15 protein-coding genes are annotated in these 14,736 nt (G+C 64.0%); 8 read left to right on the top strand and 7 right to left on the bottom strand.

The window, feature by feature from the left end; translation table 11 throughout:
• Positions 1-23 precede the first annotated feature (23 nt).
• Together SMD14_RS06245 and SMD14_RS06250 are read right to left on the bottom strand one after the other, a co-directional pair.
• Complete coding sequence (locus SMD14_RS06245; protein WP_237429435.1) at positions 24-770, bottom strand: FadR/GntR family transcriptional regulator; 747 nt, start codon at positions 768-770, stop codon at positions 24-26.
• A gap of 74 nt (positions 771-844) precedes the next feature.
• Complete coding sequence (locus tag SMD14_RS06250; RefSeq protein WP_321215730.1) at positions 845-2,584, bottom strand: L-lactate permease; 1,740 nt, start codon at positions 2,582-2,584, stop codon at positions 845-847.
• Positions 2,585-2,770: 186 nt separating this feature from the next.
• Between SMD14_RS06250 and SMD14_RS06255 the strand changes: the two genes are divergently transcribed.
• The 5 genes from SMD14_RS06255 (at position 2,771) to SMD14_RS06275 (ending at position 7,048) form a co-directional block, all read left to right on the top strand.
• Positions 2,771-3,574 (top strand): (Fe-S)-binding protein, encoded by an 804-nt coding sequence (locus SMD14_RS06255; protein ID WP_157238333.1) that lies wholly within the window; start codon positions 2,771-2,773, stop codon positions 3,572-3,574.
• A complete protein-coding gene (locus SMD14_RS06260) occupies positions 3,571-5,097 on the top strand; it encodes a LutB/LldF family L-lactate oxidation iron-sulfur protein (RefSeq protein ID WP_254753037.1) in 1,527 nt (508 codons plus the stop codon). Before SMD14_RS06255 ends, SMD14_RS06260 begins: the two co-directional genes overlap by 4 nt.
• Positions 5,094-5,726, top strand: a complete 633-nt coding sequence (locus SMD14_RS06265) for a lactate utilization protein C (RefSeq protein ID WP_157238331.1) — start codon at positions 5,094-5,096, stop codon at positions 5,724-5,726. Before SMD14_RS06260 ends, SMD14_RS06265 begins: the two co-directional genes overlap by 4 nt.
• Before the next feature lie 65 nt (positions 5,727-5,791).
• Positions 5,792-6,130: a hypothetical protein gene (locus tag SMD14_RS06270; RefSeq protein WP_157238330.1), complete on the top strand. Its 339-nt coding sequence runs from the start codon at positions 5,792-5,794 to the stop codon at positions 6,128-6,130.
• 219 nt (positions 6,131-6,349) lie between these two features.
• Entirely contained in the window at positions 6,350-7,048 is a 699-nt protein-coding gene (locus SMD14_RS06275) for a GPP34 family phosphoprotein (RefSeq protein ID WP_157238329.1), read from the top strand.
• A 178-nt stretch (positions 7,049-7,226) separates the two neighbouring features.
• On the opposite strand, the gene SMD14_RS06280 is transcribed toward SMD14_RS06275, so the two are convergent.
• Complete coding sequence (locus SMD14_RS06280; RefSeq protein ID WP_321215731.1) at positions 7,227-7,814, bottom strand: hypothetical protein; 588 nt, start codon at positions 7,812-7,814, stop codon at positions 7,227-7,229.
• The gene (locus SMD14_RS06285; RefSeq protein WP_197432374.1) at positions 7,811-9,877 is read right to left on the bottom strand and encodes a tyrosine-type recombinase/integrase; all 2,067 of its coding nucleotides are present in this window, start codon (positions 9,875-9,877) and stop codon (positions 7,811-7,813) included. Before SMD14_RS06285 ends, SMD14_RS06280 begins: the two co-directional genes overlap by 4 nt.
• A 423-nt stretch (positions 9,878-10,300) precedes the next feature.
• Here SMD14_RS06285 and SMD14_RS06290 point away from each other — a divergent pair, with 423 nt between their 5' ends.
• Positions 10,301-10,480, top strand: coding sequence for a hypothetical protein (locus SMD14_RS06290; RefSeq protein ID WP_197432373.1), 180 nt, complete (start codon positions 10,301-10,303; stop codon positions 10,478-10,480).
• A 38-nt stretch (positions 10,481-10,518) separates the two neighbouring features.
• On the opposite strand, the gene SMD14_RS06295 is transcribed toward SMD14_RS06290, so the two are convergent.
• Both SMD14_RS06295 and SMD14_RS06300 read right to left on the bottom strand, forming a co-directional pair.
• The gene (locus SMD14_RS06295) at positions 10,519-11,712 is read right to left on the bottom strand and encodes a tyrosine-type recombinase/integrase (protein ID WP_321215732.1); all 1,194 of its coding nucleotides are present in this window, start codon (positions 11,710-11,712) and stop codon (positions 10,519-10,521) included.
• Positions 11,713-11,772: 60 nt separating this feature from the next.
• The gene (locus tag SMD14_RS06300) at positions 11,773-11,955 is read right to left on the bottom strand and encodes a hypothetical protein (protein WP_321215733.1); all 183 of its coding nucleotides are present in this window, start codon (positions 11,953-11,955) and stop codon (positions 11,773-11,775) included.
• 59 nt (positions 11,956-12,014) lie between these two features.
• Between SMD14_RS06300 and SMD14_RS06305 the strand changes: the two genes are divergently transcribed.
• Together SMD14_RS06305 and SMD14_RS06310 are read left to right on the top strand one after the other, a co-directional pair.
• Positions 12,015-12,569, top strand: a complete 555-nt coding sequence (locus tag SMD14_RS06305) for an A24 family peptidase (RefSeq protein WP_321215734.1) — start codon at positions 12,015-12,017, stop codon at positions 12,567-12,569.
• A gap of 72 nt (positions 12,570-12,641) precedes the next feature.
• Positions 12,642-13,112, top strand: coding sequence for an NUDIX domain-containing protein (locus SMD14_RS06310; RefSeq protein ID WP_321215735.1), 471 nt, complete (start codon positions 12,642-12,644; stop codon positions 13,110-13,112).
• Positions 13,113-13,268: 156 nt separating this feature from the next.
• On the opposite strand, the gene SMD14_RS06315 is transcribed toward SMD14_RS06310, so the two are convergent.
• A complete protein-coding gene (locus SMD14_RS06315) occupies positions 13,269-14,696 on the bottom strand; it encodes a class II fumarate hydratase (RefSeq protein ID WP_091418460.1) in 1,428 nt (475 codons plus the stop codon).
• Positions 14,697-14,736: the final 40 nt, after the last annotated feature.

Raw genomic sequence — 14,736 nt, forward strand, 5'->3', positions numbered from 1 at the left:
CCTGCATGAATCGTCACACTAGTTCAGCTCCCGATTTCGGCGGCGGTCGCTTCCTGTGCCTTCTGATGGAACCACTCGATGTGCTCTTGCAGGAGTCGGGCTGCGAGCTCTCCTTCGTGTGACTGGACGGCGTCGAAGATGCCGTGATGCTGGTTTCGAAGTGTGGAGATTACGTCGGGCCAGGCGTCCATGGCGTCCATTGCGCCTTTAACGTAGCCAACAATGGCGCCGCTGAGTGATTCCATCATGGTTGCGACCACAGCGTTCCCTGCCAGGGAGCTCAGGGCGACATGGAACCTGGCGTCCAGTTCATGGAACGTTTCACGACTGATGCCGGGATTGTCCATGGCTTGCAGGAGCTGGGCTGCCTGTTCTAGGTCCTCGTCGCCTCCTGTACGGTTCGCGCCGGCCCGGGCGGTCCAGGTTTCGAGCAGGATGCGGGTCTCGACAATGTCTTCGACCGGCAGTGTGCTGCTGGCGACGTGCAGTCGTAGGGCCGATGACAGGCCCGCGGAGGGGTCGGAGACGACGATTGCCCCGGAGGAGGGTCCGGATCCGACCGAGCTGCGCAGTATTCCCATGGCGTCCAGTACCCGGATGGCCTCCCGCACCGACGCCCTGGAAATCCCGTAGCTTTCGGCGAGGGTGCGTTCTCCCGGGAGCCGGTCCCCGACTTTGATTTTGCCCGAGCGGAGGTCCGCCTCGATGTCCTTCAGGAGCGCGTCATGGGTACGACGGCGGGGTGTTGCTCCTGCTTCGGCGGTGATCACGGGCGGTTCCTTACGGGCGGGCAGTGTGCGGGCCAGGGGGCGGCCCGCACACTGCGTCTTGAGTAGGCTGGACGCTAAGGCAGCATCCAGCCGAGGATGGGAGTGGACTGGAGGTAGGAGAGGGTGCACAGCACCAGCAGCAGCGCCACGCTCCACCCGACTACTTTACGCAGGATCACCGATTCCTTGCCTTCAAGGTTGACCGCGGACGCCGCGATGGCGAGGTTCTGTGGGCTGATCAGCTTGCCCACAACACCACCGGAGGTATTGCCGGCCACGAGAAGGTTCGGATCGATTCCTGCTTTCATGCCGGCGGTCTGCTGCAGCTTGGCGAACAGGGCATTCGCGGAGGTGTCGGAGCCGGTGACGGCCGTGCCGATCCAGCCGAGGACGGGTGAGAGGAAGGCGAAGAAGGTTCCGGTGCCGGCCAGCCAGGTGCCGATGGAAATGGTCTGTCCGGAGAAGTTCATGACGTAGGCCAGTGCCAGGACGGTGATGATGGTCAGGCCTGCCCAGCGCATCCGGTAGATGGTGTTCCAGATTTCTTTCACGGCGTTGCCGACGGTGATGTTGTAGCGGCCGTTTTCGTTGTACTTGGAGTACACGGCGGCGACGATCAGGCCGGTGAGCAGGAGAAGGGTGCCGGGGGTGGAGAGCCATTGGAAGGAGTAGATGGTGGAGGAGACGGGCTTGCCTGCTGCGTCAACGAGTGCGTCGTGCAGGATCGGCCACGGGATCTTGATGTCGGTGGAGGCCAGGAACGCGGGGACGTTTACACCGAGTTTCCAGAGTTTGGCGATGCCGAAGACGACGATGACCAGGAAGTAGGGGAACAGGGCGAGCCAGGTCCGCATCGGGGTCAGGCGGTCCGCTGTGGTGTCGGGGGTGCTGGTGAGGGTGGTGGCCCGGTGTGAGCCGCCGCCTGTGATGGCGGATTCCTTTTCAACGGCTGCGGCGGCCACACCGAGGCGGTCGCGTGCTTCGGAGCTGCCCTTCGGGGTCCAGACGCGGAAGAACAGTACGGCAGCGCCGAGGCCGGCGAGGGATGCGACGATGTCGGTGAGTTCGTAGGAGAAGTAGTTCGAGCACAGGAACTGCGCGATGGCGAAGGCGAAGCCGACGGCGAGTGCGGCGGGCCAGCAGTCTTTCAGGCCCTTGCGGCCATCGAGGATGAAGAGCAGGATCAGCGGCACGATGGTGGCCAGCAGCGGTGCCTGGCGCCCGACGATCGAGGCGATGTCCGTGGCGTGGAGTCCGGTGAGTCCCGCGGCGGTGGTGATGGGGATGGCCATGGCGCCGAAAGCGACCGGGGCGGTGTTGGCGACCAGGACGGCTGCCGCGGCGCGCAGCGGCGGCAGTCCGAGGGCGAGGAGCATGGTGGCGGTGATCGCGACAGGTGCGCCGAATCCGGCGAGGGCTTCGAGCAGGCCGCCGAAGCAGAAGGCGATCAGGACAGCCTGGAGCCGGACGTCGCCTTTACCGATCACGTCGAAGACGCGGCGGAGGTCCTCGAAGCGTCCGCTGAGGACAGTGACCTGGTAGAGCCAGACGGCCATGATGACGATCCACAGGACAGGGAAGGCGCCGAAGACGCCGCCCTGGGTCGCGGAGAGCAGTGCAAGGCCGGCTGGCATCTGGAATGCCACGATGCCAACGAGCAGGGCCATCAGCAGGGCGAAGGCCCCGGCGACATGGGCTCTGGTCTTGACGACGGCGAGCAGGATGAAGAACGTCAGTAGCGGCAGCAGGGCGACGATGGCCGACCACATGACGCTGTTGAGCACCGGGTCGGTGCTGGGTGTGAACTGGTCCACGGAGTTCCTCCACATTGAGGGGGGTGACAGGGGATATGGTCAGACCTCTGTGGTCGGACCATCAGAGTGTAGCGTAAATTTTCCTGAAAGTGTGAGCGGCTTCACTTGGATTCGCCGGTTGCCAGTGGCGTCGGTCACGTGATCTACTATGGTCAGACCACAAACCCCTTAGCCCGAAAGGCTGCCATGCGAATCGCTTTGTTCGCTACGTGCATCGTGGATGCGATGTACCCCGCCACAGCGCGTGCCACCGTGAAAATCCTGGAACGGCTGGGACACGAAGTTGTGTTCCCGTCCGGCCAGGCCTGCTGCGGGCAGATGCACGTCAACAGCGGCTACCTCAAGGAAGCTGTCCCCGTGATCGCCAACCACGTCGCCGCCTTCGACACCGAGGACTACGACGTCGCCGTCGCACCGTCCGGTTCCTGCGTCGCCTCCGTGAAGCACCAGCACCCCATGGTCGCCCGCTCGTGCGGCGACAAGGATCTGGAAACACGTGCCACCGCAGTCGGTGCCAAAACCTATGAGCTCTCCGAACTGCTCGTGGACGTTCTCGGCGTGACCGATGCTGGCGCGCAGCTCGGTTCCTACTTCCCGCACCGCGTCACCTACCACCCGAGCTGCCATGGCATGCGCCTGCTCCGGCTCGGGGACCGGCAGGCGCGGTTGCTGGGCAGTGTCGCAGGGATCGACATGGCCGAACTGCCGGAAGCTGACCAGTGCTGTGGCTTCGGCGGCACGTTCTCGATGAAGAACGCCGACGTCTCCTCCGCCATGCTTGAGGACAAGACGGCGAATATCACGGCAACAGGGGCAAGCCTGTGCGCCGGAGGGGACGCGTCCTGCCTCATGCACATCGGCGGCGGCCTCTCCCGCCAGGGCAGCGACATCACCACCCTGCACCTGGCCGAAATCCTTGCCAGCACCCTCGAGGAGCCCGCGTCCGTCACCGGCGAAGTGCGCATCTCCACCGGAAAGGCCACGCGATGAGCACTTACCTCGGCATGCCCTCCATACCTGTCTATGGCACGGGCAACCTGCACGCCTCCGAGTCCTTCCCGAAGGCCGCCCACCGCGAACTCGGGAACGCCCAGCTCCGGGCCAACCTCGGCCACGCCACCCACACCATCCGTGACAAGCGGATCGCTGTGGTCTCCGAACTGCCGGACTGGGAACAGCTGCGCGATGCCGGTTCCGCGATCAAGGAATCTGTGATGGCACGGCTGCCCGAGCTCTTGGAACAGTTCGAGAAGACCTTCACGGCCCGCGGCGGCGTCATTCACTGGGCCCGCGACGCCACGGAGGCCAACGAGATCGTGGCCGGGCTGATCCGGGAGACCGGTGAAACTGAAGTGGTCAAGATCAAGTCCATGGCCACGCAGGAAATCGGCCTGAACGAGTACCTCGAAGAGCAGGGCATCGCAGCGTTCGAGACCGACCTCGCCGAGCTGATCGTCCAGCTGGACCATGACAAGCCCAGCCACATTCTGGTCCCGGCGATCCATAAGAACCGCAGCCAGGTCCGGGACATTTTCCTGCGCGAAATGGAGGGCGTGGACCCTGATCTGACCAACGAACCGGCCCGCCTCGCCGGTGCCGCCAGGGCGCACCTGCGCCGGAAGTTCCTTACCGCCAAGGTCGCCGTTTCCGGGGCCAACTTCGCACTGGCAGATTCGGGCACCCTCGCTGTTGTTGAATCTGAAGGTAACGGCCGGATGTGTCTGACACTGCCCGAGACACTGATTACGGTGATGGGCGTGGAGAAGCTTCTCCCCACCTGGCAGGACCTTGAAGTGTTCATGCAGCTGCTGCCGCGTTCCTCCACCGGGGAACGGATGAACCCCTATACCTCGCTCTGGACCGGCGTCACCGAAGGCGACGGGCCGCAGAACGTGCACCTGGTGCTTTTGGATAACGGCCGCAGCGCCGCGCTGGCAGATGAAATGGGCCGGTCCGCGCTGCACTGCATCCGCTGCAGCGCCTGCATGAACGTCTGCCCGGTTTATGAGCGCACGGGCGGCCACGCCTACGGCTCCACCTACCCCGGGCCTATCGGGGCGATTCTCTCACCGCTGATGACCGGCATCCAGGCCGAGGAGAACAACTCGCTGCCCTACGCGTCCTCACTCTGCGGGGCCTGCTATGACGCCTGCCCGGTAAAGATCAACATCCCCGACATCCTGGTGCACCTGCGCAGCGTCGATGTGGACAGCAAACGCGGCAAGAAGAAGATCCCCACCCAGATGGATGTCGGCATGAACGCCGCCTCCTGGGCGCTGTCCTCAGGAAAACGTCTCGGCCTTCTCGAAAAGGGGCTGCCGCTGGGACGCCTGGCCGCCGGCCCGGACAAGAAGATCACCAAGCTGCCCGGCATCGCCGCCGGCTGGACCCAAAGCCGCGACATCCCGGCACCCCCCTCGCAGTCCTTCCGGGACTGGTGGAAAAAGGAACACCGGACACCAGAGCCAGACGCTGCCCCCGCCGCGTCCCAAGATCAGGAAAACCAGCCATGAGCGCACGCGAAGAAATCCTCGAGCGGATCCGCACCGCCCTGAAAGACAGCCCCGTGGCGCCCGAGATCCCGCGGGAGTACCGGGCGGCATCCCAGCTGGATGAGGAGGCACTGATCGAGCTGCTGGTGGACCGCCTGATCGACTACAAAGCACAGGTCTCGGTCGTGGACAACGCAGAGGTCCCGGCGCGGATCGCGGAACTCCTCGCCGACGCCGGCAGCTACGTCGTGCCCACAGGGCTCGACGCCGGCTGGCTCACAGGACTCGAACTCGAACACGACAGCCGGCGCCGCCAGGACTCGGCCGCAGCGCCGCTGTCCGTCGCCGAGCTCGACGGCATCGACGCCGTCGTGACCGGCAGCGCCGTCGCCGTCGCCGAGACCGGGACCATCATCCTGGACGGCAGCCCCAACCAGGGCCGCCGCGCGATCACCCTGGTCCCGGACCACCACATCTGCATCGTCAAAACCACTGATATAACCGGGATCCTGCCCGAAGCGCTGCGCCGGATCGACGGCACTCGGCCCCTGACCATGATCAGCGGCCCGAGTGCCACCAGCGACATCGAACTTGAACGCGTCGAGGGAGTCCACGGCCCCCGCAAGCTCGACGTCATTATCGCCCGGTAGGATCCGGGCCGAAAGGCACCAACGCAGTTTCCGTTCCCCTCCGCAGTTGAACGAAAGGTACCCGCATGACTTTCTACCGCCATGACCTCTGGCACACCCTTCTCGGCGCCCTCGTGGAAGTCCGGAAAAACGGCACGGTCGTTCGGGAAGGACTCGTTGAGGATGTCATGCCCGATTCCTCGGCGCTCTGGATCGCCGCCGACGGGCTCACCGGCCGTGTTCTGATCGAAGCCGCTGAAGGACACGAGGTGTGGGTCGAGCCCAGAAAGCTTGAGGGTCAGCGCTCCTACCGGATGACATCGCTAGCACTTCAGGACGGGAGCGGACATCGGGCACGCAGGAACGCCGGCCATGGACGGCACCGCTACCGCGTCAGAACTGCAGTGACGGACAAGGCGTCGTAGACACCTTGCTCCGGCTTTCCAATACCTTCGCCACGAAATGACCGCCTGACCGTAACTAGGGCAGTTATGGCAACAGCCACGGCAGCACGGACAGGGGATCTATCCGCGTTGCCGTGGCCGCACCCCGCGCCGGGACGGCAGACACGCGTCTAGCCAGTCATCTTCTATGAATCAACGCGACTGGTTGTGACGGAACCCTGACGGGAGCACCATGATCTTATGGATCCTCAAACAGCTAATGGCGGAGAGCTGAGCCTTCCACAGGCGTTCCTCCTGCTGGCAACGAACGATATCGACGGCGAACCGGAGCTGCCGTCTTACGTACTCAGGACCACGGTGGCGGGGGCAATCCTGGCCGAACTGGACCTGCTTGGCGCAATCGAACTGCAGGGCAAGAATGTCCGGGCCACCGGTACAGAGCCACAAACACACCTCCAGCACGAACTGGAGATCATCCGCCACAAATCCCGTCCGCACCCACCTAAAAAGTGGGTCTCCATGCTCGAGGGCCGTGCCGAGGTGCAGCGCGTCTACGAGAGCATGGCCTCCCGAGGCATCCTGGATCAAGTCGGCGAAAAGCACCTCGGCGTGTTCAAGAGCGTGCGGTACCCGGAGAAGGACCATACTCCAGAAGCGGCGCTCCTGAAGAGGATCGAGTCGGCGCTGAGCGGTGGCCGCGCCGAATCGGCGTCCGGTTCCCGTGCCGAGCAGTTGGAGCCTTCAGAAACTGCCCGCGCGGAAACAGATCCCAGGAACCGGGCGCTGATCGCACTCCTGCACGCAGCGCGCTTGCTTGAGAAGCTATTCCCGGCAGCCGATCGGAACCGGATTCAGGACCTGACGCATGACCACTGGCCGGCCCGTGCGGTGGAGGACGAACTTCGCGAGCTCAGGGTGGCTGCTGAACCGCTCGTCTAGGAGACCGTGCTACAGCTTGTAACGGCAGGCCCTCCCTCCCGGGAATATCTTGTCTGTGCCTTCGTGGGCCCGGCCAGTTACTGACGAATGGGAGCCGGAGCGCGACAGGACAGCTTGTTCCCTCGGCCCGAGTCCAGACCAGAAGAGGTAGCTGCAACCGAAGCTGTAAGACTGAAGTTTAAGTTCGGCCGGGGCGGGTTCGTTCTGGGCGGTTTAGTTCGGTCATCAGGGAACGGTTAACGCTGTGGGCTGCTTGCAGGTCTGATGAGAGTGCTGCGACTTGCTGCTGAGCGTGATGAAGCTCTTGGGTTCTCTCGCTGGTTTGTTTGGAGAGGATGGCGTTTTGATCTGTCAGTTCCTGGACGCGAAGGCTTTGGGAGTGGGCGTCCGTGCCGTCGATTTGGTCCCCGAGCAGTTCGGAGATGCGTCGCTGGTGCCTCTGTAGTTCGTGCCTGAGCCGTTGGTTCTCCTGGCGCAGAAGATCACGTTCGACTTGGAGCGAGCCCGTCGTTGATTTTGTTGTTTCCGGGGATGTCACGGAGCCCGTGGCATGTCGTTTCTGTGCTTTCCTGACCTCGTCCAGGAGGGGTTCCTGTCGGACGAGCCACGGGCTGACACCGGCGAGGCGTGCAACCTCGGCTACCGTGATGGGGCTGCGCGTACGTTCCATGGCCTCAAGGGTTGCCAGAACCGCACCTCGTTTGTTATTGCTGTCCTTCTTTCGTTGCCGGACCATGGCGGCCGCGTTGCCCGGATGTCTGCTCACTCGATCTCCTTGCCGTTATCGGTCCTGAGTCTGAGGCTTCCGACCGGGATGAAGGGCTTCTCGACGGCGGTCGGGACGCTGGCGCGGACCCGGCGGAGCACAGCGGAGGCCTCGGCCAGTGACTCCCGCTCGATGGAAGGCAGGTCGGCAAGGCGTGATTCCTGTGCCTGGATAAGGCCCGTGAACGCTTCTATTTCATTCTTGGTGTCCGTGATTAACGAGGGGCGCAGGTTCTGGGCGATCTGCCACGCGAGGTCTTCTTTCATGCGTTCCAGATGCGCCTTGAGGTCAGGCAGGTGGGAAGGATCCGATCTGAAGAACGTACAGCCGCCGCATTGGAAGCGGGCGGGGCATGCCTTGCCTCCTGCTTTGATGTTGGTCGGTTCGGTGCAGTTGCCGAACGGGACGGCCACGGCGGCCATTGAGTAGAGCTCTTCAGCGACGGGGGCGTGGGTGCCGTGGGTGTCGAAGGAGAGTCTTTTGACGGATTCGATGGCTTTACGTTTTCGTGCGTTGGTCACCGTGTAGTACCTGGCTGTGGTGTCCGCGGATCGGTGGTCCATGAGGCGGCGGAGGGTTTCCTGGGCGACTCCTGCGTCGGCCAGCCGTTGGCAGTAGGAGTGGCGGAATGCATAGGCGAAGACGGAGGTTTTGCCGAAAGGAGTCCCCGTTCCGGGGCCGTTTGCCGGGCCGGGCAGGTCCGGGAGCCGGTTATCGATCCAGTCACGGAGCCGGCGGTTGAACCAGGCCGTTTTGAGGTGTTTGTCCCGGGCGCGGGAGCGGAACGTGGGAAACAGCCAGTCCTGCTGCCCGGCAGGCATCGCCTCGATGTGGCGGTCGCGGATGATGAACCACGACTCCAGGGCGTGGGCGGTTTCTGCCCAGATGGGGAGGCGCCTGCCCCTGCGTCTGCCTTTGTCGTTGTGCCACAGCAGGGTGGCTTGACCGGTCCTGTCGTAGCTCAGGCATTCCCTTCGGAGGCTTGCCGTCTCGTTCGGCCGCCTCCCGGCGTCGCGCAGCAGGGTCATGTAGCAGGTGAAGGCTGCTTTATAGACGTCATTGGGGACCGCGGCCGAGGTCGGACTGGCGACACGGGCCGTGGGTAACTGTTTGAAGAGGTACTCGATGACGGGTTCGGGGATTGCCCGTCCGGTCTCGTCGTCAGCGTCTGTCCCTGGGGCGTCTTCTAGTGGGATTTGCAGGTCGTAGTCGAGGGAGAAGGAGAGCGTGGTGTGTTCGAACAGGTCAGAGTTCTTCCGGGTGTAGTCGATCATGCCCGCCACGGTTGACCCGAGAAAGCGTTTGTAGGCGTTGGTCAGGGGTTTTCCGTCGAGCCGCGTCAGGCCGGCCAGTGCATGTGCGAGCACCTTGCCATGCTCGCGGGTCAGTCCGGATGCGTTGGTCGGCGCGGGAAGGCGTCGCGCCGAGCATTGGACGATGAAGTCGGTGCATAGTCTTGCGACGTGAGTGATGAGGGTCGTCGAGGAGGTTTCGGTGGTGGACCGCTCCAGGATCCAGAGCTTGGTCATGTGCCGGGCCCAGTCCAGAGGGATCGGGCGGAAATCCAGGGCAGCCATGGATCGTGCGGAGCCGGATCTGTTTGAAGAGGTCATGAGCAGACCGAACGGGATGAGGTCCGATTGCAGCAGATCACCGTCCGTGGACCACGGGACGTAGCGTTCCAGCAACCTCGCCCGCACCACCCGGAACATGGACCAGGCATTTACGGAACACAGCATATTGCCCTCAGCAAGTGCGTGGGTGTCGGCGTTCAGGAAGGACTTCGTGGCCTGAGGGAATTCCAGCGCCGACTTGATGAGGGCCTTGGTCGTGGTGATGTTGATCGGGAAGCCAATGCGGTCCTGATGCTGAAGGGACCACAGCAGTTCCGTGGCCAGTCCCGGGTGCCGGCGGCGTAGAGGGGCCAGGTTGAGTTCGTACCCGTCGGTTCTCGCCGGCGGCGCGTGGATTTCCCGGTAGCCGTCAGGTTCCAGAGAGACGACAGCTTCGCGTTCAAGATGCAGCGCAAGCTCACTCGGGTCGTGGATCAGCTTGGCGTGCATTCTGCAGATGCCCGTCTGGTTGGCGTGGTGACGTTTGTAGCCGCACCACGGAACTGCGCAATACTCTGGCGCTGCTACCGGATTGGCGGCTTGGGACGCGATCCATTCCTTGATGTCTTCGACTGTGTGGCGTGGTTGGTGGCCCAGACACAGGGGAGGGAGCCGGTCTTTTTGCTGGTGCCATCGTTTGGGGTTCCCCTCCGTCGGGGTCATCAAGGGCACACCAAGTCCCTTGCTACGGTTTGTGCAGTTCGTCACCGAACACAGGATCGGGACGACGCGGGATGCCCAGTTGGTGTCCTGCAGCTGGACTGCCCTTTCGACCCAGGCCTCGGCGGTCATGGCGCCGAGGCGTCTGGTGTGCCGGAGGTAGCGGCCGGTGCAGACGTTGCACAGCCCGCTGCGGCGTGTAAATGAGGGGCCATGGCAGCCAGGGAACCTGCACTGGTTGACGAGCGTGCCCAAGTGGCCAGGAACTCCGGTGAAGACCCAGGCCTCGCTGTCCCATTCCTCCGGCCGCCAATCGTCCCGGATTTCCTGGGCAAGCATGTGCTGGAAGCCTGCAAGGTCCGCGGCCGGGTCGACTGGTTCCGGCCGCGGTAGGACCGGAGAAACATCGAAGATGACTGATTGTCCGCCGCTCATGTGGGCTCCGACGAACGGAACCGGACACGTTCGATGGCCTCGCGCAGGTCCTGGTCGGAGGAGTGCTCATACATGAGCTGGGATGAGGGACTGCGGTGCCCGAGCAGTGCCTGAACGTCCCGCGTCGGCACTCCTGCCCTCTTCCAGCGGGTCGCCGCGGTGTGCCGTGTCATGTGCGGGTTTACCCGGAGCCCAGCACGGCCTGAAGAGCGGTAGAACATCTTCACGGCGTTGGAGTACTTCAACGCTTCCCCGACATGGGACCGGGAATACAGGTTGACGAAGACCATCGGGTTGGAATCCTGGGCCAACCGGTCGATGCGGTCCTCAAGGTACAGGTAATACAGGGTGCAGACCGCTTCAGTGACCGGGACTGTGCGTGGGTTCGAGGATTTGGACAGCGCAGCGTTGGGATTCTGTCGCCGCCGGACGTGGATATGTGGCCCAACGGACACACAACCGACGGCACGCGAGTCATGGAAAAGGTGCAGATCCTCTGTCCGCAGCCCCAAGGCCTCACCGATCCGGACGCCCGTTTCGACCATCAGTGCCACCAGGAAACGGTCACGGTGGTTGGAGACCGCCTCCAGCAACGACTCCGCACCGGTTTCATTCAGCAACTTCGGGGCTTCTTCGATTTCCTTGACGCGAACTGCCCGGGACCTCAACACCTGGCCCGGCAGGAGTCTGTCACCGGAATAGCCGTAGGCGATTCTGGTTTCGTAGAAGCCTGCGGCCGTCTTCTCACTGACCAGATCACTGCGCGCGGCCCACATGTAGAACTGGGTTATTGCCGCGGCATACTGGTTCATTGTTTTCCCGCTCCGGTAGCGCGGCTCACGATATTCCGCGTTTCCCTCCGGGGCGTTCAACGCGGTGACGGCGAGCTCCCGGATGAACCGGGAAACGACAGGAACACCGTCAGTCCAGTCCAACCTCGCCGGACCGAGCCAGGTGAAGAAAGCGGCCAGGCGCTGCGCGTAGGCCCGGATGGTGTTGGCGGACCGGGCAGAACCCAGAAGGTAGTGAAGGTAGGCGCTGGCCTCAGAATGCAACTCGTAGGTGGAGGAGTCCACTACTGCCCAGGACGGGCCTCCAGCCTTGTGGATGACGCTGAACGCGATCCAGCGCCGTGAAATCGGGACGATCGGGTGGGTGGTCGACGGAAACGGAATCAGGGACTGCGGCATACGAACGTACCTCGTCAGGGTAGATAATCCGTGCGTTCCGAGACGACCCTAATGCAGAACCTACATCGCTGTGAACCCCACTTGAGGGCAGATAACTGCAAACGGCTCGTCCCAGTATTCAAAGCGCAGCGACTGCCACTTCCAGGGAGAGGACCGGCACAGGTCCCGGAACATGGCCGCGAGGTCCGTCGAGGCAGCACCACTGTCCGGATCCGGCCGGTGCCGGGATTCCCACGTCGCCATATCCACAGTTTACGCGCGGCCAGTACTGCCACGGAGCGGAAATCCAGTAGCATCCGAGGGTGATCCAACGACTGGGCGAACTGTGGCAGCACACCCCGCTGGCCTTCTGGCTGGTGCTGGCTGCCTGCGCCTACTTCGCGGTGATGGCCGTGCGGCTCACAGTGATTGACGTCCGCCACCACCTCCTGCCAAACCGGATTGTCTTCCCGTCCTACGCCGTTGCCGGAGTGCTCCTCCTCGCGGCGTCGGCCTTTCCCGGAACCGGCGACGGCGGGGCCCCGGATTCTCCCGGATCTCCCGCAGGCATCCTGGCCCTTCCGGTGCTCCGGGTAGTGGCCGGAGCCGCCATCCTGTGGCTCTTCTACTTCATTCTCCGGGCGGCCTACCCACCCGGAATGGGATTTGGCGATGTGAAACTCGCAGGAGTCCTGGGTATGTACCTCGGCTACCTTGGCTGGGGCCACCTGTTTGCCGGTACCTTCCTGGCCTTCCTGCTGGGCGGCGTGTGGTCCATCGTGCTCCTGGCCGCGCGCAGGGGGACATTGAAATCCTCCATCCCGTTCGGGCCGTTTATGCTCGCAGGAACTGCTGCGGCCATGCTGCTTCCGGCCTGACCCTCGGCAGCAAGGGGCCCGGGGACAGCTTCCAGCGGGCAAAGGGGGCAGACACTTCGGTAGGCTGGCGGGATGCCAGCGCCTGACTACGTCCTGAAGCTCCGTAAGAAAATCGGCAATGATCCCCTGTGGGTTCCCGGGGTCCGCGGCGTGGTGGTGGACGCGCTGGGACGTGTCCTGCTCGCACAGCGGGCGGACAACAAACAATGGGCCCTGGTCAGCGGGATGCTGGAGCCCGGGGAGCAGCCGGCCCGCGGCCTGGTGCGGGAGATTTTCGAGGAAACGGCAGTGGTGGCCGAACCCGAGCGGGTGGTCTCCGTCGGGGCCGTTGGTCCCTTTACCTACCCGAACGGCGACGTGTGCGAGTTCTTGGATGTGGTGTTCCTCTGCCGCTACGTTTCCGGAACCGCCCGGGTGAATGACGACGAATCCCTGGCCGTCGGGTGGTTCGGCATTAATGAACTGCCTGAACTCATGGCCGGCCACCTCACCAGCATCCACCGTGCCCTGGCTCCGGCGGAAGCCGCCCACTTCGAACCCTGAGCCCTCCCGGGCGTTCATGCGACGGCCGCCCGCCTTCGCGGGAAATCCCGGCGCTCGCAGCTGGCCTTAAAGACGCCGGCCGCCCGCCTTCGCTGGGAAGATGGGCGGCCGCCGTCGTGCTTGCCACCGCCAGGCGGACCTGGCGGGGAAGGGGACCTAGGCCTTGTGGGCCGGAGCCGTCATGGTGGTGACATCCAGTGCCTTGTCCAGATCGGCTTCGGAGACCTTGCCCTCGCCGTCCCCGACGAAGCCCAGCTTCTCGGTTGCCTGGCGTACGGTAAGGCCCTCAGCCACGGCCGTCTTGGCGATCTTGGCCGCGTTCTCGTAGCCGATGTACTTGTTCAGCGGGGTCACGATGGACGGTGAGGCCTCGGCCAGGAAGCGGGCGCGCTCCACGTTCGCGGTGATGCCGTCAATCATCTTGTCCGCCATGACGCGGCTGGTGTTGGCGAGCAGGCGGATGGATTCCAGCAGGTTGGACGCCATGACCGGGATGCCGACGTTAAGCTCGAACGCGCCGTTGGTGCCGGACCAGGCGATGGCGGTGTCGTTGCCGATGACCTGTGCCGCCACCATGATGGATGCCTCGCAGATGACCGGGTTGACCTTGCCCGGCATGATCGAGGAACCCGGCTGCAGGTCCGGGATGGCGATTTCGCCAAGGCCCGTGTTGGGGCCCGAGCCCATCCAGCGGAGATCGTTGTTGATCTTCATGAACGAGATCGCGATGTTGCGCAACTGGCTGGACGCCTCGATCAGGCCGTCGCGGTTGGCCTGGGCCTCGAAGTGGTCGCGGGCCTCCGTCAGGGGAAGCCCCGTGTCGGTTGCAAGCAGTTCGATGACGCGCTCCGGGAAGCCCGCCGGGGTGTTGATGCCGGTGCCCACGGCCGTGCCGCCGAGCGGAACCTCAGCGACGCGGGGGAGCGAGGCGTTGATCCGCTCGATGCCGTAGCGGACCTGCGCGGCGTAGCCGCCGAACTCCTGGCCGAGCATCACCGGGGTGGCGTCCATCAGGTGGGTGCGGCCGGACTTGACGACGTCCTTGAACTCGACAGCCTTCCGCTCCAGGGACTCGGCAAGGTAGCCGAGGGCCGGAATGAGGTCGTTGATCAGGGCCGAGGTGGCGGCGACATGGACCGATGTGGGGAAGACGTCGTTGGAGGACTGTGAGGCGTTGACGTGGTCGTTCGGGTGGACAACCTTGTCACTGCCGGCGGCCTTGAGGGCGCGCGAGGCGAGCTCGGCGATGACCTCGTTGGTGTTCATGTTCGAGGACGTGCCGGAGCCCGTCTGGAAGACGTCGATGGGGAAGTCGCCGTCATACTTGCCGGCGGCCACCTCATCGGCTGCATCTGCGATCGCCTTGGCCAGCTCGCCGTCGAGCACACCCAGTTCAGCGTTGGCCTGGGCGGCAGCCTTCTTGACCCGGGCCAGTGCTTCAATGTGCGCACGTTCCAGGGTCTTGCCGGAAATGGGGAAGTTCTCCACTGCCCGCTGCGTCTGCGCGCGGTACAGTGCGTTCACGGGGACGCGGACTTCGCCCATCGTGTCATGTTCAATGCGGAACTCTTCAGTGGAAGTCATGGGGCTAGCTTAGGACGCACGGGCGCCGCATCGAAAACCG

The sequence above is a fragment of the Pseudarthrobacter oxydans genome (genome assembly GCF_034258515.1).
Taxonomy (GTDB): Bacteria; Actinomycetota; Actinomycetes; order Actinomycetales; family Micrococcaceae; genus Arthrobacter.

Bases quoted from the DNA above. Each gene is read 5' to 3' on its own strand.
- SMD14_RS06255 (WP_157238333.1), top strand. From the start codon at position 2,771: ATGCGAATCGCTTTGTTCGCTACGTGCATCGTGGATGCGATGTACCCC.
- SMD14_RS06260 (WP_254753037.1), top strand. From the start codon at position 3,571: ATGAGCACTTACCTCGGCATGCCCTCCATACCTGTCTATGGCACGGGC.
- SMD14_RS06265 (WP_157238331.1), top strand. From the start codon at position 5,094: ATGAGCGCACGCGAAGAAATCCTCGAGCGGATCCGCACCGCCCTGAAA.
- SMD14_RS06270 (WP_157238330.1), top strand. From the start codon at position 5,792: ATGACTTTCTACCGCCATGACCTCTGGCACACCCTTCTCGGCGCCCTC.
- SMD14_RS06275 (WP_157238329.1), top strand. From the start codon at position 6,350: ATGGATCCTCAAACAGCTAATGGCGGAGAGCTGAGCCTTCCACAGGCG.
- SMD14_RS06285 (WP_197432374.1), bottom strand. From the start codon at position 9,877: ATGCACGCCAAGCTGATCCACGACCCGAGTGAGCTTGCGCTGCATCTT.
- SMD14_RS06290 (WP_197432373.1), top strand. From the start codon at position 10,301: ATGGCAGCCAGGGAACCTGCACTGGTTGACGAGCGTGCCCAAGTGGCC.
- SMD14_RS06295 (WP_321215732.1), bottom strand. From the start codon at position 11,712: ATGCCGCAGTCCCTGATTCCGTTTCCGTCGACCACCCACCCGATCGTC.
- SMD14_RS06300 (WP_321215733.1), bottom strand. From the start codon at position 11,955: ATGGCGACGTGGGAATCCCGGCACCGGCCGGATCCGGACAGTGGTGCT.
- SMD14_RS06310 (WP_321215735.1), top strand. From the start codon at position 12,642: ATGCCAGCGCCTGACTACGTCCTGAAGCTCCGTAAGAAAATCGGCAAT.
- SMD14_RS06315 (WP_091418460.1), bottom strand. From the start codon at position 14,696: ATGACTTCCACTGAAGAGTTCCGCATTGAACATGACACGATGGGCGAA.